The sequence below is a fragment of the Aeromonas sp. 102P genome (assembly GCF_051920345.1).
GTDB lineage: Bacteria > Pseudomonadota > Gammaproteobacteria > Enterobacterales > Aeromonadaceae > Aeromonas > Aeromonas veronii.
Genome location: NZ_JBQBCZ010000007.1, coordinates 1 through 20,501 on the forward strand (window position 1 = coordinate 1; position 20,501 = coordinate 20,501).

Annotated in this window: 15 protein-coding genes; 5 read left to right on the forward strand and 10 right to left on the reverse strand. The window is 59.1% G+C overall.

Annotated features, from left to right (window positions below; genetic code table 11):
• The coding region (locus ACTG1K_RS23035) for a hypothetical protein (RefSeq protein WP_440006898.1) at window positions 1-213 on the forward strand (213 nt) is incomplete at its 5' end.
• A 434-nt stretch (window positions 214-647) separates the two neighbouring features.
• Complete coding sequence (locus ACTG1K_RS23040; protein WP_021231774.1) at window positions 648-1,274, forward strand: porin family protein; 627 nt, start codon at window positions 648-650, stop codon at window positions 1,272-1,274.
• An 84-nt stretch (window positions 1,275-1,358) separates the two neighbouring features.
• On the opposite strand, the gene ACTG1K_RS23045 is transcribed toward ACTG1K_RS23040, so the two are convergent.
• From ACTG1K_RS23045 to ACTG1K_RS23080, 8 genes are all read right to left on the reverse strand, one after another.
• Window positions 1,359-2,357 (reverse strand): sensor domain-containing diguanylate cyclase, encoded by a 999-nt coding sequence (locus ACTG1K_RS23045; protein WP_236287753.1) that lies wholly within the window; start codon window positions 2,355-2,357, stop codon window positions 1,359-1,361.
• Window positions 2,358-2,877: 520 nt separating this feature from the next.
• Complete coding sequence (locus ACTG1K_RS23050; protein ID WP_240045612.1) at window positions 2,878-4,368, reverse strand: pentapeptide repeat-containing protein; 1,491 nt, start codon at window positions 4,366-4,368, stop codon at window positions 2,878-2,880.
• A 58-nt stretch (window positions 4,369-4,426) separates the two neighbouring features.
• Entirely contained in the window at window positions 4,427-6,490 is a 2,064-nt protein-coding gene (recD, locus tag ACTG1K_RS23055; protein WP_440004730.1) for an exodeoxyribonuclease V subunit alpha, read from the reverse strand.
• The gene (recB, locus tag ACTG1K_RS23060; protein ID WP_440004731.1) at window positions 6,487-10,110 is read right to left on the reverse strand and encodes an exodeoxyribonuclease V subunit beta; all 3,624 of its coding nucleotides are present in this window, start codon (window positions 10,108-10,110) and stop codon (window positions 6,487-6,489) included. Before recB ends, recD begins: the two co-directional genes overlap by 4 nt.
• Window positions 10,110-13,502, reverse strand: coding sequence for an exodeoxyribonuclease V subunit gamma (gene recC, locus ACTG1K_RS23065; protein WP_440004732.1), 3,393 nt, complete (start codon window positions 13,500-13,502; stop codon window positions 10,110-10,112). Before recC ends, recB begins: the two co-directional genes overlap by 1 nt.
• 257 nt (window positions 13,503-13,759) lie before the next feature.
• Entirely contained in the window at window positions 13,760-14,152 is a 393-nt protein-coding gene (locus ACTG1K_RS23070) for a DoxX family protein (RefSeq protein ID WP_408780738.1), read from the reverse strand.
• A gap of 39 nt (window positions 14,153-14,191) precedes the next feature.
• The gene (locus ACTG1K_RS23075; protein ID WP_440004733.1) at window positions 14,192-14,878 is read right to left on the reverse strand and encodes a pirin family protein; all 687 of its coding nucleotides are present in this window, start codon (window positions 14,876-14,878) and stop codon (window positions 14,192-14,194) included.
• A 30-nt stretch (window positions 14,879-14,908) separates the two neighbouring features.
• Entirely contained in the window at window positions 14,909-15,241 is a 333-nt protein-coding gene (locus ACTG1K_RS23080; protein ID WP_440004734.1) for a hypothetical protein, read from the reverse strand.
• A gap of 258 nt (window positions 15,242-15,499) precedes the next feature.
• Between ACTG1K_RS23080 and ACTG1K_RS23085 the strand changes: the two genes are divergently transcribed.
• Both ACTG1K_RS23085 and ACTG1K_RS23090 read left to right on the forward strand, forming a co-directional pair.
• Window positions 15,500-16,414: a LysR family transcriptional regulator gene (locus ACTG1K_RS23085; protein WP_440004736.1), complete on the forward strand. Its 915-nt coding sequence runs from the start codon at window positions 15,500-15,502 to the stop codon at window positions 16,412-16,414.
• A 99-nt stretch (window positions 16,415-16,513) separates the two neighbouring features.
• Window positions 16,514-16,933, forward strand: coding sequence for a hypothetical protein (locus ACTG1K_RS23090; RefSeq protein WP_440004737.1), 420 nt, complete (start codon window positions 16,514-16,516; stop codon window positions 16,931-16,933).
• A gap of 92 nt (window positions 16,934-17,025) precedes the next feature.
• Here the strand turns inward: ACTG1K_RS23090 and ACTG1K_RS23095 are convergent, their stop codons facing one another.
• Entirely contained in the window at window positions 17,026-19,020 is a 1,995-nt protein-coding gene (locus ACTG1K_RS23095) for a methyl-accepting chemotaxis protein (RefSeq protein WP_376889550.1), read from the reverse strand.
• A 192-nt stretch (window positions 19,021-19,212) separates the two neighbouring features.
• Entirely contained in the window at window positions 19,213-19,563 is a 351-nt protein-coding gene (locus tag ACTG1K_RS23100) for a hypothetical protein (RefSeq protein WP_219594990.1), read from the reverse strand.
• A gap of 199 nt (window positions 19,564-19,762) precedes the next feature.
• On the opposite strand from ACTG1K_RS23100, the gene ACTG1K_RS23105 reads away from it, so the two are divergent.
• Window positions 19,763-20,485: a response regulator gene (locus tag ACTG1K_RS23105; RefSeq protein WP_042052907.1), complete on the forward strand. Its 723-nt coding sequence runs from the start codon at window positions 19,763-19,765 to the stop codon at window positions 20,483-20,485.
• The last annotated feature ends 16 nt before the right edge of the window (window positions 20,486-20,501 follow it).

Consider the following 20,501-nt stretch of genomic DNA (forward strand, 5'->3'; position numbering starts at 1 on the left):
ATTAATCAGACCGCACGACCCATATCTGCTTATCGCACCTCATGCCCACCCCAACGAGTGCTGCCGGGAGAAATGAAAAGTCACCCACAAGAACCCATCCGCGTATCTGGTGGGCAACATGGCCCATGCATAAACAGCCTCAAAAGACCACCAAAAGCCACGATGGGAACAATCCCAAACCTCAAAAAGAGCAAAAAACAGGCAAAAAGATAGATTTTTTTCTCACGGTTTCACCTTGTGATACGTTCAAAAAATCATCGAAAAGAACCTGATGCCAATCAGTGACATCTGAGATGCCAATTTTTAGACAGCTAATCATGGTTACTCTAGAATTAAAATAAAATGTTGTTATAAATCAATTGCATGGAATCAAAACCAAACTCACAGCCTGTCATTCGCCTCACCGGTTAATTATTTAAATCTCAATAAAGCTAAAACTCTAATAACACCATTTATTAAACAAAATGCCCCTGCTTGCAGCCAGTCATATTTAGAAGAATGGGGAAATCACTCTCTTGTTATTCAGAAATACGCTGACTATACTGCGGCCCCTCTGTGAAAGCAGAGCGATGACGGAAATATAAAAAGCTTCATGGATTGAGCAATATAAATCACACGCAGTTCACGCAACACAAGGTTATTTATCCATGAACAAGTTTAATAAAATTGCCGCATTCTCCCTGCTTGCTCTGGCCATGAATGGCGGCGCCCATGCCGAAGGCTGGTATGCAGGTCTGGACCTGACTACCTCCAAGATGGATCTCGATGGTGCGGCCAAAGACGCCTATGACGCCAAAGTGATCGACGACCAGCTCGACGGCGGCAGCCTGATCGTGGGTTACAGCTTCAAACCCTGGCTGGCGGTTGAAGGTGGCTTGCACGCCCAGCAGATGGATCAGCTGACCTGGGTAACCTCCCCGATTGCAAGCGGCTTTGCCGACACCACCATCGAAACCCGCAGCATCAGCCTGGCCGCCAAGCTGAGCCAGCCGCTGGCCTGGGGCTTCAGCGCCTATGCCAAACCGGGTATCGCCTACACCCGCACCGAATTGGAAGTTGTCGGCAACGCCACCTTCCTCGGTTTCAGCGATCAGGTAAGCAAGAGCGCAACCAAGAGCAAGGTACACCCCAATCTGGAAGTCGGTCTGGACTACGCCTTCAACGACCACTTCTCTGCCGGTATCGGTTACGAGCGCCAGTTCGACGCCCTGAGCCTGGGTGACGAGCACTACTCTCTGGATACCTTCAAGCTGGGTCTGCGCTACCACTTCTAAGTCGCGCCGCGTCAGTCACAATACAAAAGGGCCGCCGGTTTCAAACCTGCGGCCCTTTTTACTGCTCTTTTTCCGTACCCCGCGTTAGCAGATCTGGTCTTTACCCAACTGCTTGGCCTGATAGAGCGCCCGATCGGCGCGCACCATCAGGCTATCTTTCTGCTCATCCTGCTGATACTCCGCCAGCCCGAAGCTCATGGTAGCGGGCGCGTGGGGGCAGATGGGCTCGCTCGCCATCAATGCCTGAAATTTGCTCGCCACCACCAGCGCATCCTCGCGGCCGGTGTTGGGCAACAACACCATAAACTCGTCACCGCCCCAGCGGGCCAGCAGATCGATCTCGCGGATATGGCGGCGCACCAGCGCCACTATGTTGATCAGAGTCTGATCCCCGGCGTTGTGGCCATAGCTATCGTTGATCTGCTTGAAGTTGTCCACATCCATGGCGATCACCGTAAACGGCTGATGGAAGCGGCGCGCCCGCTCACACTCCAGCTGCAACGCCCGCTCCAGCCGATAGCGACTGGCGGCGCCAGTCAGGGCATCGGTCTCTGCCAGCAGACGGTTCTCCTCGGCTTTCTGTTGCAGCGCCTCGTTGAGTCGCACCAGCTCGGCGGTGCGCTCGGCAACCTGCTGCTCCAGCGACTGATTGCGCCGCTCCAGCTGCTCCAGCAACAACTTGCTGGCGTGGATATCGCGATGGGCGCCGATCATCCGCGCCACAGATCCGTCGGGATTGCGCTCAATGATGCGGCCGCAATCCTCAATCCAGAGGTAACTGCCATCCCGGCAGCGGCAACGGTACTCGGCGCGATACTCATGGGCGCTGCCGCTCAGGCAGAGATCGAACTTCGCCATCACTGCCGCCAGATCGTCGGGGTGGATCACGTTCTCCCAGGTGAAGACGGTATTGCCGAGGGAATGAGGCTCGTAACCCAGCATCCGGTACCAGCCGGGGTTGCGATAGACAAAACCGGTATTGGCATGCCAATCCCAGATGCCATCGCTGGTCACCTCCAGAATGCCATGCACCACGGCCTCGCTGACATCCGAGATCCTGATCGTGTCACTGTCCTGCACCATAGCAGTTATCCTTGTTCTTCCGCCCCGCGCCACCACGGGGAATCGCTCTGTTGTCGTGAGGCGCTACCTTGGCATATTGCAACAGATCTGTCAGCCAGAACCCCACCGCACCACCGTTTCCCCGGTTATCGGCCACTCACGGCACAGGCTGAGTCAGGGTGGCCATAAGTGTGGCTCAAGCGCGCCCCATTTACCGGATTTAACTCACGATTCAGTCATTTGGGTGATGGGAATAAATGAGGGGATACCCAGAGACCCCCACAGAGGTCACTCGGCCAGAGTCAGCCGTGTAGGTTCGATTAGCGAAGCGTAATCGGACAGCGGTAACGGCATTGCTCCCTTCTCCCATTTATTAAAAAGGAGGAGAGGGGTCGGGGATAAGGGGAAAGAAAAAGAGATTTCGCGGTAAACGTTGGGCTTCGCTATGCTCAGCCACAACCTACACAATCGGTAGGTTGGTGCTGAGCCTGCGAAGCCCAACATACGAAATATTTTCAGAGAGAAGGCTTCACAATATTTTTCACATAGAATTATCCATAATTTTTGATGTGAATTGATGAACGTACTCACAGTCACCTTTATTAAAATAGTCATGAATACTCTCTGCGTAGAGCTCATTCGTTAAGTTATATCTAGACAATATTGAATACAGACTAAACTTCTTTGTTATAGATAATTTATGACCTGTACAAAAATACTTTGAAAGTTTTTCTTTTGCGGTAAGATCATCCTTTTTGAAAACTATATCAGTGTTATCACTGGCTTCCCCAGAAGTAAAAATATATGATATTTTTTGATTGAAAATATTATTCATACTAAAACTAGAATCGAAAAGACCAATAGCATTGAAGTCATTATCATAAAGCTTTGAGCGTTCTATTTTGGAACCATAGAATTGAGAACCTAGAAAAGTACTTCCAATTATTATGCTTCTTCTAATTTGTGTATCACTAAAAACAGAACCGATTAGATGAGTATTATTAAAGATAACAGATTCAATATTGGAGTTGAAGAACGAACTACCATCCAGAACAGACATGGAAAAATTAACCCCATGCAGGTTTGTGTTGACAAAATTTGTTCCCATCAGTCTTGCAAAACTAAGATTTGCACCAGATAAATCTGAATCATGAGCCCAAATTCTAGGTATAGACTGGCCCCATAAATCCAAATACTTCAAACTTCTTGACCTTAAATCCAATGAAATAGAACGTGATATATTATATACATCCTCATGATATCCTGTCATAAGCGCAAAGCTATTAGCATTCTGATCAGGAGTATAAACCTTCTCTGTTCGATCTATTTTAATATGCGGGATAAACCATACTGTCCCCCCATCTTCATCATCTAACAAAGCTGAATTTTGCTTTATATAAAAAATCGGAGAAAAACTTGAACTGATGAATATTGTGTCTACACAGATGTATAAATGTAATGTCATGCACACTAGAAGTAATTTATGAAAACTTTTACTATAATCGTCTCTATATAAATGTAATGTAGATTTGTAATTTTTCCCACATGAATATAAACAGACGACAAATGCCATAAGCTGTAGCAAAAAATACACTTTACTTTGATAGTCTGACAGCCTAATTAATAGCAAGTAAGTTGTGAGTGGCCCACTAAAGAAAACTGAAAAAATGACAACACATCTCGATATAATAGTATTTGTGTCATTTTCCATATTAAAAGAAAAAATAGACTTTGATGGCGAACGTGCAACTTTGCACCTCCACTCCATAAGATAATATTCTCTTGATATGTAAATTGAGATTATAGATATAACAAAGGAGCTAAATATCAAAAAACCTACAACTGACGTTTGCGTATTTATTATAGGTATATTGAAACCTTTTGCGTGCATTAATAAATGCGCATCGGAAATAGAAAATAAATTCAGTAAAATAAATACCTGCACTAAGCAATACGTTGTGAAAATTTTTACAAAATTAGCCTCATCACCCGAGATCGCTTCTGTTGATGTATTCTTACTTCGATTCAACATATTTATTCTCTAATAGCTAAATAAAAAGCGGCAAATCCCTTTACCGCAATCCAATCAATCACTCCCCCAACCTCTCTGCCAATCCGGAATAACGCTCGGTCTTTTTCCGCACAGCTTGGGCCAGCAGGGCGCGATCGCCGTAGAGATCGAGTCGCGCCTTGGCGCGGGTGATGCCGGTATAGACCAGCTCGCGGGTCAGCAGCGGGCTGGGGCTGTCGGGCAGCACCAGCACGGTATGGGCAAACTCCGAACCCTGGGATTTGTGGATGGTCATGGCGTAGACCGTCTCGTGGGGCGGCAAGCGGCTGGGCAACAGGGCGCGCAGGGTGCCGTCCGGCTGCTCAAACCATACCTTGAGCCGCCCAGTTTCATCGGGCAGGCAGAGCCCCATATCGCCGTTGTAGAGGCCGACCCCGTGATCGTTGCGCACCACCATCACAGGGCGACCGGCATACCAGTCGCCATCGCGGGCAATCAGGCCGGCCCGTGACAAGGCGAGTTCGAGCCGCTCGTTAAGCCCCAGCACCCCGAACGGGCCGTCACGCAGGGCGCAGAGGATCTGGAAGCTGTTGAATGCCTTGAATACGGCGGCAGGATCTTCCCCCGCGCGGGCCGCCTTCAGATAGCTGCCGTAACCGGCCACCCCCTGGGCAATCAGGGCGTCGTAGGCCTCCCCCGCCCAGGGGTGCAGGCTGATATCGGCGAATCCTGCGCCCCAGACTGATTCCACCGCCGTGGCATCGCCGCTGTTGCAGGCGCGCGCCAGCTGGCCGATGCCAGAGTGCTGATCAAAGCGCCAGCTCTTGGCCAGCAAACAGAGGCTGTCGCGCACGGCAGCCCCCGCGGGCGTACCCTGCAAGCGATAGCCGGTCTGGCGGGAGAGCCAATCCGCCTGCGCCGGGCTGATGCCCTGTTCGATAAAGCTGCAGATATCGCCGAGCACGGCCCCCGCCTCCACCGAGGCGAGCTGATCCTTGTCGCCGAGCAGGATCAGGCGGGCGTGGCTCGGCAGCGCATCGAGCAGGCGCGCCATCATCGGTAGGTCAACCATGGATGCCTCATCCACCACCAGCAAGTCGAGGTGCAACGGGTTGCCCGCGTGGTGGCGGAACTGGCTGCGCCCCGGAATGACCCCGAGCAGCCGGTGCAGGGTGCCCGCTTCGGTGGGGATCGCTTCGACCCACTCGGGGGGCAGATCGAGGGCCTGCAGGGCAGAGCCGATACTCTCGGTGAGGCGTGCCGCCGCCTTGCCGGTGGGGGCCACCAGCCGGATCGCCGGCGCCTTGCCCGCTTGCAGGCCGGTCTCCACCAGAATGGCGAGCAGTTTGGCGACCGTGGTGGTCTTGCCGGTGCCGGGGCCGCCGGAGATCACCGCAAAGGGGCGCGCTGCTGCGGTGGCCGCCGCCAGTTTCTGACCGTTGCAGCAGAGCGCCTCGGGCACCAGCGTATCCAGCTTGCTCAAGTCGCTCGCCGCCTGCGCACTGGCCAGCAGCCCTTCGATGGCGGGCCAATCCACTTCGTTCGGGAACACCAGATCGAGATACTTTTCGATAAAGTGACGGGCCGAGAAGTCGGGGGTGAGGCGGGCCTTGAGCAGCGCCCCGAACACCAGCCCGTAGTCGCGGGCAAACAGCCGCGACAGGGCCGGTGCAATCTCCGGCCATTCGGCTCGCTCGCTCAGGGCGCGCAGATGGCGGGCTACGCCCTGCTCGTGATCGTGGTAGCGGGTGAGGTAGAGCCGCCCGTGCCACAGCCGCAGCGGCCAGCGCGGAGTGAGCCCCTCATCCTGCTCGGTGCCAACCAGGGGGCTTGCCGCAAACAGGGCGGGCCAGCGGGTAGGATCCGCCAGATCCCCCAGCAGATCCCGGCTCTGCTGGGGATCCAGCCCGAACGGGCGCAGGGATCCGGCGATGAGCATCTCCAGCGGCAGGCAGACATGGCCGCGCCCCAGCTCGAAGCAGGCGAGCGCCGCCCCCAGCACCAGCTCGGGGCTGCCGCCAAGGTCGGCCACCAGCCTGGCAAATTGCAGATCCAGCTGGCGGATGCGGCCAGCCAGCGCCAGTGTTTTCAACCGTTCAACCATCATTGCGCTGGTCGCTGTGCTGATCATGGTGCCGCTCATGCCTCTACCTCGTTCAATGCTTGAGATCCCGCAGCTGGCAGCTCACTGCCTTCGCGAAATAACTTATCCAGCCCCAGCACCAGTTCACGGCTCGGGCGGGTATGGAAAATGCCCCCCTGCGGCATGCCGCGCAGGAACAGATAGAAAACGCCGCCAAAGTGCTGCTCGAAGTCGTAGCCCGGCAGGCGCAGGGTGAGCAGCCGGTGCAGCGCCAGCGAGTAGAGCTGGTATTGCAGGTCGTAACGGTGCTCGGCCATCGCCCGCTCCAGCGCCGGACGGCTGTAATCGGCGGGGCTCATGCCGAGGTGGTTCGATTTGTAGTCGAGCAGATACCAGCGCCCCTGCCACTCGAACACCAGATCGATAAAGCCCTTGAGCATCCCCTGCACGGTGGCAAAGCTGAGCGGCTTGTTGCCCCGCGACAGCGGGTCGTGCTGCTGGCAGAGCGCAGTCAGCGCCGGTGCCGTCACCCGCCCCATCGGCAGGAAGAACTCCAGCTCCACCTGTTTGCGCTCGGGGGCCAGATCCCGCAGCCGTACCGGCTCGCCGCTTTCTGCAAGAAAATCTGTTTCCAGCGGGGTATCGAGCACTGCTTCGACCTGCTGTTGCAGCACTTGGGCCCAGCTCTCGTCGAAACCGTCTTGCAGCAACAAGCTGGCGATATGCTCTGCCAGCGGCTCGCCAGCGGCGCTTTGAAAGTCGATGGTCTCGAACAGGCTGTGCAGCAGGGTGCCGGGGCGCGCCCCTTTCGGGAAGGTGAAGATGGAGGGCTGGGGCGCCTCGTCCGGTTGTTCCGCCACCAGCGCAGCGGCTACTTCGGTGACGACCTCATCATCGAAACCGGGATTGGCGAGTACGCCCTTGCTGTGGCCGTGGCCCTGCGCCGCCAGCCCGGAGTAGGAGCTGATCCACCAGTCCCGCTCAAGGGAACCGCTAAAGTGGCGCACCTGCGGCTCGCCCAGCAGCTCCACCTCTGGCGGCAGCGGGGTCGGACGGGTGAGCGAGGGCTCACCGACGGCCACCCCGGGCAGCGCCTGTGCCAGCTCGGTCAGCGCGGTCGCCAGCGTTTGCGCATCCCCCTCTTCACCCTTTTGCAGCAGGTAGCCGATGGCGGTGTGGTGCAGATCGGTCTTCTCCGACTTGCCCGCCCCCGCCCGTACCGGCGCCAACCCCAGCCAGGTGGCGTAGACGCCCCGGGTCAGCGCCACATAGAGCAGCCGCAAATCTTCGGCAAGGCGCTCGCGGTCGGCCTCCGCCAAGGAGTCCTCGGCGCCGGTCAGATCGAGGATGGTGCGATTGCCCGCCTCGTCCGCCTCGTGATAGAGCGGGGTCTCGGCGGTTCTGTGGCTGCAGATAAAGGGCAGGAACACCAGCGGGTACTCCAGCCCCTTGGATTTGTGGATGGTGACGATCTGCACCAATTTCCGCTCGGATTCGAGGCGCAGTACCTGCTCAGCATCCTGCCCGTTGGGGCGACTCACCGCCTCCCCCAACCAGCGCAGCAGGGCGTACTCCCCGTCCAGCTCGCTGCTCACCTGTTGCAGCAGCTCGCCAAGATGGAGGAAGTTGGTCAACCGCCGCTCGCCGTAGGGGCTCGCCAACAGCGAAGAGGCGAGATTGCGCCGGTGCAGCAGGGCGCGCAGCATCGCCAGCACACCGCGGCGATGCCAGATCGATCGGTACTCCATAAACTCCTGCACCGCGCTCTCCCACGCCCGCTCGTCGCTGGCCAGCCCATCGAGCGCCTTGGCATCGAGGTCAAACAGGCCGGTCGCCAGCGCCGCCCGCAGGCTGCGCTCTTCGCTCGGGTTCTGGCAGGCGTGCAAAATCAGCAAAATCTCCCGCGCCTCCGTCTGCTCCAGCACGCTCTCGCGGTTCGACAGATAGACGGAGGCGATGGCGAGCCGCGCCAGCTCCTGCTGCACCAGCTTGCCCTCGGCGCCGGTACGCACCAGCACGGCGATATCTCCGGCCTTCACCGCTTTGTCGCCGATCAGCGCCTTGCCCTCGCGGGCGAGGGTCAGCAAGCGGTGGATCTCGGCGGCGGTGGCGCGGGCCATCTTGCTCTGGTAATCCCCCCGATTGAAGGTGGGCTGACCCGCCAACTGCCAGCAGTGCAGTACGGGGGCAGTTTCGCCACCCAGCAGCAGCGCCTTGCTCTTGCCCTGCGCCGCCACCGGCAGGAAGGGGATATCCGCCTCGTAGATAAAGGGATCTTTCGCCCGCTCGAACAACCCGTTGACCGCTCCCACCAGCGCACTGCTGGAGCGCCAGTTGCGCCCGAGGGTGTAGTGGGCGCTCACATTTCGCCGCGCCTGAATGTAGGTAAAGATGTCGGCGCCGCGAAAGCCGTAGATGGCCTGCTTGGGGTCACCGATCATCAGCAGCGCCGTGTCGGTGTGGCCGCCGTAAAGCCGATGGAAGATGCGGTACTGCTGGGGATCGGTATCCTGAAATTCATCGATCATCGCCACCCGGTAGGTGGCGCGAATCCGCTCGCAGAGCCGCTCGCCAAGGCTGGAGCCAAGCGCCCCGTCGAGATCTTTGAGCAGGTCATCGAACGAGAGCTGATGGGCTTGGCGCTTGCTCGCCTGCATCCGGCTGCGCACCACCTTGGCGGCCCGTTGCAGGATGAGATCCCGAATACCGGGGCGGCTCGCCAGCAGCTCGTCTATCTGGCTGAACAGCGGCAGGGTCGGCACAGCGCCCCCCTTCTTGAGGTTCTCCTCCAGCACCGTCTGGCCGAAGCGCTCCAGTTCCTTGGGGATGGCGTAGCCACTGGCCTCGTCTTTCGCCCAGTCGCTTATCTTGGCAAGCCACCCTTCGTAGTTCTTGCCGGTGTAGCGGCTGATCTGGCCGTCGGTCTGGCGGCGGATCTCGTCCGTCTGCGCCAGCCATTCGCTCTTCACCGCCTCAATGCGGGCCATAGCCGCCTGATGGCGGGCGGCGAGGGTCTCGTCCCCCAGCGCGGGGTGGATCTCCAGCTCGCTGTTGTCGAGCCAACTGCCCATCTCCCGCAACAGGGCGGCGGGGCTCGGCCAGAGCGCACGCACCGCGCTGGCGAGGGCTTTATCCACCGGATAGAACTCGGCACGCCAGTAGTCGCTCACCGCCTGCAGCCTGAGCTGGCTGTCGTCGGTGAGAAATTCGGTTTCAAAGAGTGCACCCGACTCGAAGGCGTTCTGCTTGAGCATCCGCTGGCAGAAGCCGTGGATGGTAAAGACCGCCGCCTCGTCCATCTGGCGCTCGGCGGCCAGCAGGCGGCGGGCCGCCAATTCGTGATCCGCCACCTCGGCCAGCAGTTGGGCCAGCAGGGCGTCACTGCTGTGACCGCGCATAAAGGCGAGGCGCGCCTCGTGAATGCGACCGCGGATCCGTCCGCGCAGCTCGGCGGTGGCCGCTTCGGTAAAGGTCACCACCAGAATTTCGGTCACCGAGAGCGGCCGCTCGTGGGCGCTCGGCTGACCTGCATCGGCGCCCTCTTCGATGAGCGGGCCGTGGCCCAGCAGCAGGCGCAGGTAGAGACCGGCGATGGTGTAGGTCTTGCCGGTACCGGCGGAGGCTTCGATCAGTCGTTCACCATGGAGGGGAAAACGCAATGTATTGAGCGGGTTAGCCATTATTTCAGCTCCTCCAGGGTCTTGAGCAGCGGAGTCAGGTGTTCGCGAGCCAGCGCCTGCAACTGACCAAGCACGGCGTCATCGAGTTCGGGGAAGCAGCGGGCAACGTAAACGTCTTGCCCCTCCCCATTGATCATCCAGCCGCCGTTGAAACGGGTGAGGGCCGCCTTGTCGGCCGCCTCCGGCTTGTCGGGATCCTTCTCGATCGCCTTGAGCCAATCCCAGGCGGTGTTGGGGAAGAACGGCAGCGGCCGCTTCATCCCCTGCGCCCAACAGGCCACCAGCGCCGCCAGTTTGGGCCGCGCCTCGTCGGCAGACAGCGCTGGCAGTCGCAGGCTCTGTTTGGCATCGAACAGCAGGGTGTCGCCGGGGGCGCTGCTCAATGAGAGGCAGAGGTGCTGGATCCAGCCCAGCAGCAGATCCTTGCCGTTGAAGCTGCCGGGTTTGACCACCAGCAAGCGCCCCTTCTGGGTGTCGATCCACCCTTGCAGCTGACCCTGAGTCAGGGAGATATCGATCTCCACCGCTTGCTTTTCTGACTCATTGGCAGCAACCCATGGCCGCAGCCGATCAGCCAGCTTGCCCATCTCGGCATCCAGATCGTCCAGCAGCAGGCTGCCGAACCACCCTTGCGGCAGCAGGCCAGTGAGCTGCAACCGCTCGCGACGCTCGGTACTTTCACCTTCCGCCAGATGGGCATCGAGCAGCAGATCTTTCAGCTGATAATGTTGCAGGCCATCCAGCTCGAACGGCTCGCTGTCCTCGATGTTGGCTTCGTTCAGCTCAAACCACACCTTGAGGCGACGGTTGAGGAAATACTTGGTGGGCTGGCGATAGAAGCGCAACAGCTCCGCCAGCTCCAGCCCCTGCTCCTTGCCCCCCCCTTTGTTCCAATCTGGCGGCAGCGGCAACTCACCGCTCTGGAAGTTGGCCGCGCCACGCTCCGGATTGAGGGCGGGCAACCAGTCGGCGGCATAGGTAAAGAGGCGCGAACCCGCCGCCGGGTAGAAGTAGTCGCGACTGTAGGGGGTGAGCGGGTGCGCCACCATCAGGTGGTTGAGCAGCCGCTTGCCGGAGGTTTCGTCGTCGAGATCCTCATCCCCCGCCAGCACAAAGCCCTGCCGCACATAGTCGATCAGCTCCGCCAGCAGCACCGACGGCACCTTGTCGCTGTTGTCCTGCGCGCTGAAGCCCTGATAGCTGATATAGAGCCCCTGCTGGGCGCTGAGCAGCGCCTCGAGGAAGAGGTAGCGGTCATCATCACGACGGGAGCGATCCCCGCGCCGGCCCGCCACCGCCATCAGGTCAAACCCCATGGGGGCCAGGGTGCGCGGATAGACGCCGTCGTTCATGCCGAGCAGGCAGACCTGCTTGAAGGGGATGGAGCGCATCGGCATCAGGGTGCAGAAGTTGACCTGACCGGCGAGGAAGCGCTGGCTGGAGCGGGACTCCCCCAGCACGCTGCCGAGGTAATCCTGCAGCAGGTCGGCGGTAATGGGCTGCTCGAAGCGGGCCTCGCCGAGCCGGGTCTGCCACTCGGCCAGCTGGCTGCGAATGAGCTGGAGCTGACGCTCTTCATCCTCGTCGGCCAGATAGAAGCGCTCCAGCAGCGCCAGCAGGCAGGCGTTCCACTCGGCCAGCGGCTGGGCCTGTTGCAGGCGGGGCAGGAATTCTGCCAGCGAATCGACAAACCAGGCGAGCTTGCCGAGTGCCAGCCCCTGCTGCCCTTCGATATCGGCGTAGGGCAAGATGCCCGCCACCGGCTCGCCATCCCCCATGGCAAAACCGAGCAGCATGCGGCGCAGGCCGAACAGCCAGCTGTTGCCGGACATGGGCGGCAGCTCGAAACGGACGGGGTAACCGTCATCCAGCCCCCAGCGGATGCCGGTCTCCTGCACCCAGACCCGCAGCTGGTTGAACTCGTCGTCATCCAGCTCGAAACGGCGCAGCACGGCGGGCACCTCGAGAATGGCGAGCAGCTCGCCCGCCCCGAAGCGGGCGTTGGGCAGCCTGAGCAGGGCGAGGAAGCTCTGCAGCAGCGGGCTCTCCTGACTCGCCGCCCGATCCGAGACAGCAAAGGGGATCTGACCGCGCGCCCCACTCTTTTCTTTACCAAAAACGGCCTGAATATAGGGGCCGTAGCTGTTCACATCCGGCATCATCACCACCACATCTTTCGGGGTGAGGGTGGGATCCTGCTCGAACAGCGCCAGCAGCCGGTCGTGCAGCACTTCCAGCTCGCGCATCGGGCCGTGGCAGGCGTGGATCTGCAAGGATCCATCCGCCGGGCTGATGGGGCTCTTGTGATGGCTGCTGTCGAGATCGAACTGACCGGCGCCCCGTTCTGCCAGCTCCAGCACATCCTTCTGGATGGCGCGCAGCAGGCTGACATTGCCTTTGCCATCCACCTCGTCGATATCGACGAAGGCCTCGATTTGCGGTACCTCCAGCTCCATCAGCTGATGCAGGTAGTCGCGCCCCAGTTTGCCCATGGAGGCGAGCAGCGGGTTGGCGGGGCCTTGCAATGTCTCGATATCGGTGCCGGGTTTGAGCTTGTTCTCCAGCCGAGCCAACGTCTTGCGATCCAGCAGATCCCCCCAGTAGTAGCGGCAGGGGTTGGTGACGAACAGGTGCACCTCCACCTCCGGCCGGCTGCCGAGGGCCAGCAGCGCCTCCACATAGCGCGGCGGCAGCGCCGAGATGCCGAACACAAAGACCCGCTGCGGCAGCTTGCCCGGCAGATCGGCGGTACGCGCCAGCTCGTGGATAAACTCCTCGTAGAGGTTGGCGCGGTGGTAACCGCTCGGAGAGAGCGCCAGGGTGCGTGCCACCAGCTCACGCCACAGCTCCGGCTGCCAATCCTGACCGCTCACCCCGGCCAGCTCCTGACTCAATCCTTCCCCCTCTTCCCAGCGGGCAATCCAGTCCGGCCGATAGACCAGATACTGGTCAAAGAGATCCGCCACCTTTTGGCAGAGTTGCCACAGCCGCACCTGCTCGGGCGCCTGCGCAAGTTCACGGGCAGGATCCTCGCCACCCCCACCGCCCAGATAGGCGGCGAGCGGGGCAAAGGCGGGGCGATCCAGCAAGGCAGGCAGAATGGTCATCAGCTGCCAGCTCATGGAGCCTTTGTTGTAGGGGCTCTGACGCGGTACATCCGCCAGCACCCGGGTGAACATCTCCCAGATAAAGCTGGCGGGCAGCGGAAAGTCGATATTGGCGGCGATGCCGAACGCTTTGGCCAGCTCCAGCTTGAGCCACTGGGCCATGCCCGGACTCTGCACCAGGATCTGCTCCCGATCGAAGGGGTGAGAGAGAGGGGCCTGCCGGATGCGGCTCACCAGCAGCTCTTTGAGCAGATCCAGCTGATTGGAGTGGTAGAGGGTAAACATGAGCAAATTCCCGCCTGTGGATGAGAGGGGGCGAGGGAAAAGGCGAGCCATTTCCATCACTTCACAAGAAAAGGAATTGTCGGGGATCGGGGGGAAGATGCAAAAGGCTCTTGTGGCCAGCAGGCGAGTAAACAGCTGAACCATGAGGGGTGCCGCAGATTTGTGCAGCAGCCTCACCGACCCGGAAAACGCAGACAGAAAAAAGCCGGTGCAGTTGCACCGGCCAAAAGGCTTGGAAAACTCAAACTGACTAGCTGTTACCAGTTTTTGCCGAGACGGGCATCCACACTGAACGCCCCTGCTCCGGCCGCCGCCAGCGCCAGGAAACCACCGGCCACTGAGACGTTCTTCATAAACATCAGCATCTGCATCTGTTCGGCAGGCTGATAGTGGAAAATAAAGGCAGCCATCAGGGTGAAACCGGCCAGCAGCACGGAGAGGCTACGGGTAAAGAGACCGAGCACGACGGCAAGGCCACCACCCAGCTCAAGCAGGATCACCAGCGGCAACATAAAGCCCGGTACGCCCATCGCTTCCATATAGCCCTGGGTTCCGGCATAGCCGCCGATCTTGCTCCAGCCCGCCATGACGAACATCAGCGCCAACAGTACACGACCCGCCAGCAGTGCCAAATCTTTCATCTTGTCCATTTCATATTCCTCGTTTGTGTCACATCACCGCTGACTGCTTCAGGGTAGGTCAAATAACAGAGCTTGGCTGGCACTGGTCGCCACCAGCTCCCACCGGTATTCATCACGACTGAGTACCCCGTCGCCGGGTCGGGCAGCCAGACCGTTGGCGGCAAGCGTACCTGAAATCATCTGCAGGTAACCGTGTCGGCCAGCCAGTGCCCATTCGAGCGTTTCGCCCGGGGCCAGCTCCAGCCGCCATACGCGGGCCTGCTGGCGGATCACGAAGGATCCCGCCTCGCCATCCGGTGACGCCACCAGCGTCATACCCGGTCTGGACTCAATTTTCTTCTGCTGATATCCGGGTGGCGTGCCGACTTCATTCGGCTCGATCCAGATCTGCAACAGGGAGAGAGGAGCCGTCTGCGAGGGGTTGACCTCGCTGTGGCGGATCCCGCTGCCTGCGCTCATCAGCTGGAAATCCCCTGCCGGGATCTGCTCGGCATGGCCGAGACTGTCCTTGTGCTCAATGGTGCCTTGCAGCACGCAGGTGAGGATCTCCATATTGGCGTGAGGGTGGGTGGCGAATCCGCCACCCGGCGCAACCCGATCCTGATTGATCACCCGCAGTACCGAGTGCCCCATCCACTGTGGGTCATAGTAGTGACCGAAGGAGAAACTGTGACGCGCGTCCAGCCAGCCAAAGTTGGCCTTGCCCCGCGCTTCTGCGGCTCTCAATTGCATCATGGTCTGCTCCTCATCTATCCGGGGTTCGACTTAGCGGTCTTTGCCACCACCGATGCCGAACGGAATACGGTATTCACTGCTCTGGTCAGCCAGGCTGATGGTCAGGTTGCCCTGGGTGCGGTTCGGGATCCGCACCTGCTGGGTACCCGTCAGGGTGGCGTGAACCGATGCCAGCAGATCGCCAGACTCGTCACGCACCTCCAGCAGCGGATTGGCTTTGCCATCCAGTGCGGCAGTGGAGTTCCACTTCACAAACAGTACGCCGGGCATAGCACTGAAGTCAGCTGGTACGGAAGCCTGGGCGAAACCTGTGGCCATCAGGCCTGCAACGGCCAGCATCTTGATTACGTTTTTCATGTTCATTCACTCTCTTGATTTATATGTCGTTGCCAAGGCCGTTTCGGCCAGAATCAATGCATCCATGCAAGAGGTTATTCAAATAGTGTGTTGTTCTTTCACCGACGTCAGACCGACCGATTTGGTGCGTTACAGTACGGAAATACCCGCATATTTGGCCGCTCGACGTTCCTGCCTAAGCGTTGATTGAATATTAAAGTGACACGACCTAACTTGTTAGCGAGATAAACTGGCAAACATATTCAAAAAAATTGAAGGTGAGGAATGACCAAGGAATCGAACAAGGAGCGGGCACTGACCCTGGAGGCAATCCGGGTGCTGGACGCCATCGACCGCCGTGGCAGCTTCGCGGCGGCAGCCGACGAGCTGGGCAAGGTGCCCTCGGCATTGAGCTATACGGTGCAGAAGCTGGAAGACGAGCTGGACGCTATGCTGTTTGACCGCAGCGGCCACCGCACCAAGTTCACCCCGGCGGGCCGCATGCTGCTGGAGCAAGGGCGCATGCTGCTGGAAGCAGCCGAGCATCTGGTGGGTGAGACCCGGGCGCTGGCCCGTGGCTGGGAGACCGACATCACAGTCGCCGTCGATGCGCTGGTCCCGGTACAGGCCCTCTATCCCTTGGTTGAGAAGCTGGCTGAACAGACCGATACCCGACTCAGGTTGCGCGCCGAAGTACTGGCGGGCAGTTGGGAGTGTCTGGAGGATGGCCGTGCCGACCTGCTTATCTCCACGATCAATCCGGGCATCATGATGGCCGGCATCAAGCATCAGGTGATCAAAGAAGAGGTCATGCTCTATGTCGCCCACCCCGACCACCCTCTCCATCAGGAGCCGGAGCCTCTGGCTGACGAAACCCTGCGCCGCTACCGCGCCATCGCGGTGGCCGACACAGCCCTGCGCAAACCGGTGCTCACCTACCGCCTGCTCGACAAGCAGCCGCGCCTCACTGTCAGCACCATGACGGAGAAACGGGATGCCCTGCTGGCAGGGATCGGGGTCGGCACCATGCCACAGAGCTGGATTGAGGAGGACATCCGGACCGGACGGCTTAAGGTGATCAGCCCCGAATATCGCCATCAGCTGCAGGTCGTGCTGGCCTGGCGGCGAGACACCATGGGCAAGGCCAAAAGCTGGCTGGTGCGGGAGATACCAAAACTGTTTGCAGCTGGTGAGAAATGAGATCCAGTTAACAGAAATGTTAATTGCATGCCTCACTTGACGCCCAATATCTTTGCTGATTTCATAGCCGCCTCATTGAACCCATGGAAGCTGTAGAAAATGAAAAAGAGTTTGCTGGTTGCCCTCACCACCCTGCCCCTGTTTGCCAATGCCGGCCTGATGGATTCGCTGACCGACAGCGTCACCAGCAGCGTCAAGGATGCGGCCAGCACTGCCGTATCTGGTGCCATGGACAGCGCATCCAACGAAGCCATCAAAAAGGCACTGGATATCAAGGAAGGCGGCTCCAACAAGCAGGCAGTCAAAGAGAAGCTGGGCGCTCCTGCCTCTACCAAGACCGAGGCCGGTCTGGAAGTGTGGACCTATGATCTGGATGCCCTGAAGAAGGCTTCTCCACTGCTGGCAGAAACCACCAAAACCCTGCTGAAAGATACCGACGCAGCCAAGAAGAACGTCGTTATCAAGTTCGAAGGTGATACCGTCAAGAAAGTAGACCTGACCGACAAGGCTCAGGGCTAAGTTCGCTCGTCCGGTGGAGTGGCTGCACGCCCGCATCGGCACAGATAGCAAGAGGGGGAGCACCGGGCTTCCCCTCTTTTATGATCGGTTTATTACACCTTGAAGCGATGCACCAACGCCACCAGCTGGCGATTGGACTCCAGCAGGGTGGCCGAACACTGTTCGGTATTCTGACCGTTATCCACCAGCAGATTGACCATGTCGCGGATGGTGACCATGTTGCGGTTGATCTCTTCGGTCACCCGGCTCTGCTCCTCTGCCGCAGTCGCAATCTGGGTACCCAGATCATTTATTTGCACCACGGCATCCGCCATCTTGTCGAGCCCGCCTGTCACCTGCTCGGTATTCTCGGTCGCCGCCTGGCAGCTCTGCTTGGTGTGCTCCATGGCCACCACGGCTTCTGCCACCCCCTGCGTCAACCGGGAGAGCATGCTCCCCACCTCGGCAGTGCTATTCTGGGTTCTCGCCGCCAGTGCGCGCACCTCATCAGCAACCACGGCAAAACCACGGCCCTGCTCACCGGCCCGCGCCGCCTCGATAGCCGCGTTGAGTGCCAACAGGTTGGTCTGGGCAGCAATATCGCCGATCACGCCGAGTACACTGCTGATCTGGCGAGCATCTTCCTGCATCCCCAATACCTTGGTCGCAGCAAGATCCACTTCATCGATCAGCGCCGCCACACTGGCAGAGGCCTGACCCACTACCTGACGGGACTGAATCGCCTGACCATTGGCAGACTCGGTAAAGCTGGCGGAATCGCTCGCGTGGTGCGCCACACTGTCGGCAGTGGAGCTGAGCTCGGTCAGGGCTGTCACTATCTGATCGGTCTCGGCGGCATGCTCACCGAGAATGCGTCTGGCCTGCCCCGTCTGCTGATCCAGCTGGGCCAATTCACGGGTAATCAGCTCTGTGGTCTCGGTCACCTGCAACATCATCTGCTGCAGATAGGCGATAAAGCGGTTCACCGATTGAGCGATATGGTCCAGCTCATCGTGCCCCTTGACCCGGATCCGGGCAGTCAGATCAGCATCTCCGGCCGAGAGCGCATCGATGTTCTGCTTGAGGGTGTCGAGTCGACTGCCCAGCTGCTTGATGGCCATCAACATCAGCGCAAACAGCAGCACCACTAGCGGTAGCTGGATCGCTGCCAGCGTCTTGAGCACCTCCTGACTGTCGTGGGTAAGGGTGCTGGTCGGCAGCGCCGCCGCCAACAGCCAGGGGGTTCCTTCGATGGGTTGCATCAGCAATGTCTGCTCTTCACCCAGATCCTGAAAGGTAGTGCGCTGCAATGCGGCGCCATTACCTTGCCCCAGCAGGCTGGCGATGGCGCTGGCAAAGGGATAGTCCCCGTGAGATGAGAGGTTGCCCAGCACCACATCCCCGCTCAAGCGACCATTCTTGCTGAGGATCTTGCCGTCGGCCTCGACGATCATCACCTGACCACCGATCTCCTGCTCTTTTTTGGCGACCAGATCATTGAAGAAACCCAGCGTCACATCGATGGTGGACACCCCGTAAAGGGAGCCGTCACGATAGATCCCCATGGCACAGTTGGTGCGTGGCTGTTGGCTGGCACCATCCTTGTAAGCCGCCGCCCAGACACACATGCCTTTCGCCGCCTGCTGCCCGGCTCTGTGCCAGGGCTGCTCGAAATAGTTGGGCGCCTCGGCCGAGTTCCAGTAGGTGTTGGGGATCAGCTTGTTGGCACCATCCCGATGAAAAAAGGTACTGAACTTGATGCGACCGGCTTCCCGCTGATCCGGCATCGGCCAGATGCCGCCACCAAACACCATGGCATTGCCATATTGATCGATCAGAGCAGGGAGAACAGCATCGATTTGCTCACTCGGCAGTTGGGCCACCAGCTGGGTGATACTGCGTGACTGGCTCTGCACCCCGTTGAGCTGATCGCGAATGTCGGTCGCAATCTCGCTGACCCGCAGCACCAGATTCTGCTCACCCGCCCGTTGCAGCTCGGGTTTGACCCATAACTGGATGCCGATTACGGTCAGCACACAGACCGCCACCATGAATCCCAGAAAAACGGCGGTATATCGCCCCTTGATTGTCCCCAGATCCCAACCCATACCCTCTCCTGTTTTCGGCCACTGCTAACTGCAGCTTGTTATATGAGCGGGCATTATCTTGCAATTCGCTCACGGCGCGTTTGCCATCGCTCACATAAGCGACAGCAAGATAAGGATTCGAGCGAAAATGGATCGATACGATCACAAAAAGGGTGGCCTCGGCCACCCTTGGGTTGATAACAGCTGGCGTTGTTACTGGTTCGCTTCAGCGAACTGCTTCATCGCTTCGGCGTGCTTGGTCATACCGGCGGCACGCTCGCTGAGCTTCTTGATGAATTCCGCCTTCTTGGCCGGATCTTCAATGCGATCATAACGTTGCTGCAGGTTGGCCTGGATCTGCTCCGGGGTCATGTTCTGCATGCGGGCCATCTTGTCGTGGCGACCACCGTGGTGTTTGCCACCCATCATGCCGCCGCCGTCCATCGGGCAATCCACCATGGCACCGGGCTGGCCGGTGGGGGCTGCTTCACTGGCAGCATAGGCACCCAGCGGCAGGCCAAGGATCAGGGTGGCGGTCAGCAGGGTTTTGGTCAGCTTTTTCATGGTCTATCTCCTGTAGGGATGATTCTGGTTCGGCGCTCTTGCCTTGCCCTCAAGTAAATACCCTATCGGTGTCTGAACTTTGCCAGCATCGCCCTTTTTTGTAGCAGAGTGTGGCATCGTGCGGATCTGGCACACTTTGACACAAACCGCCGGGCGGATTTTCGTATACTCGTGCCAACGCCAAGCAGGGGAGGTATTCATGAACCAGGGCAACACCCACATTCTGGTGGTCGACGATCACAGCGAGATCCGCGATCTCTTGAAGCGCTTTCTGGAGCAGCACGGCCTTCGGGTCAGTTGCGCACGGGATGGCAAGGAGATGAAGCGACTGCTGGAGGAGCGGGAGTTCGACCTGCTGGTACTGGATCTGATGATGCCGGGTGAAGATGGTCTGACCCTCTGCCGCGAGCTGCGGGTCAAATCGAACCTGCCCATCATCATGCTCACGGCCATGGGGGAAGAGACCGACCGCATCATAGGGCTGGAGATGGGGGCTGATGACTATCTGGCAAAGCCTTTCAATCCGCGCGAGCTGCTGGCGCGCATCAAGGCGGTGATGCGCCGCACCCAGGCGGATAACCAACCCGCCGCCGAAACCCTGACCCGGGATCTGCGCTTCGATCGCTGGCTGCTCGACGTCAATCGCCGGGAGCTGGTCGATGAGGATGGAGTGGGCCTCAGCCTCTCCACCGCCGAATTCGATCTGCTCAAGGTGTTTCTCGAACGCCCGCAGCGGGTGCTGAGCCGGGATCAACTGCTGGATCTGGCCCGTGGCCGCGAGGCGGTAGCCTTTGATCGCGCCATCGATACCCTGGTGAGCCGCCTGCGCCGCAAGCTGGAGCGGGATCCCAAGAATCCGGAGCTGATCAAAACCATCTGGGGTGGCGGCTATATGTTCTCCGCCGACGTGACGCAGGTTTAAGCAGTGGGCACCTTGC

Excerpts from the sequence above, each read along its gene's own strand:
- ACTG1K_RS23040 (WP_021231774.1), top strand. The coding sequence starts at position 648 with ATGAACAAGTTTAATAAAATTGCCGCATTCTCCCTGCTTGCTCTGGCC.
- ACTG1K_RS23045 (WP_236287753.1), bottom strand. The coding sequence starts at position 2,357 with ATGGTGCAGGACAGTGACACGATCAGGATCTCGGATGTCAGCGAGGCC.
- ACTG1K_RS23050 (WP_240045612.1), bottom strand. The coding sequence starts at position 4,368 with ATGTTGAATCGAAGTAAGAATACATCAACAGAAGCGATCTCGGGTGAT.
- recD (WP_440004730.1), bottom strand. The coding sequence starts at position 6,490 with ATGAGCGGCACCATGATCAGCACAGCGACCAGCGCAATGATGGTTGAA.
- recB (WP_440004731.1), bottom strand. The coding sequence starts at position 10,110 with ATGGCTAACCCGCTCAATACATTGCGTTTTCCCCTCCATGGTGAACGA.
- recC (WP_440004732.1), bottom strand. The coding sequence starts at position 13,502 with ATGTTTACCCTCTACCACTCCAATCAGCTGGATCTGCTCAAAGAGCTG.
- ACTG1K_RS23070 (WP_408780738.1), bottom strand. The coding sequence starts at position 14,152 with ATGGACAAGATGAAAGATTTGGCACTGCTGGCGGGTCGTGTACTGTTG.
- ACTG1K_RS23075 (WP_440004733.1), bottom strand. The coding sequence starts at position 14,878 with ATGATGCAATTGAGAGCCGCAGAAGCGCGGGGCAAGGCCAACTTTGGC.
- ACTG1K_RS23080 (WP_440004734.1), bottom strand. The coding sequence starts at position 15,241 with ATGAACATGAAAAACGTAATCAAGATGCTGGCCGTTGCAGGCCTGATG.
- ACTG1K_RS23085 (WP_440004736.1), top strand. The coding sequence starts at position 15,500 with ATGACCAAGGAATCGAACAAGGAGCGGGCACTGACCCTGGAGGCAATC.
- ACTG1K_RS23090 (WP_440004737.1), top strand. The coding sequence starts at position 16,514 with ATGAAAAAGAGTTTGCTGGTTGCCCTCACCACCCTGCCCCTGTTTGCC.
- ACTG1K_RS23095 (WP_376889550.1), bottom strand. The coding sequence starts at position 19,020 with ATGGGTTGGGATCTGGGGACAATCAAGGGGCGATATACCGCCGTTTTT.
- ACTG1K_RS23100 (WP_219594990.1), bottom strand. The coding sequence starts at position 19,563 with ATGAAAAAGCTGACCAAAACCCTGCTGACCGCCACCCTGATCCTTGGC.
- ACTG1K_RS23105 (WP_042052907.1), top strand. The coding sequence starts at position 19,763 with ATGAACCAGGGCAACACCCACATTCTGGTGGTCGACGATCACAGCGAG.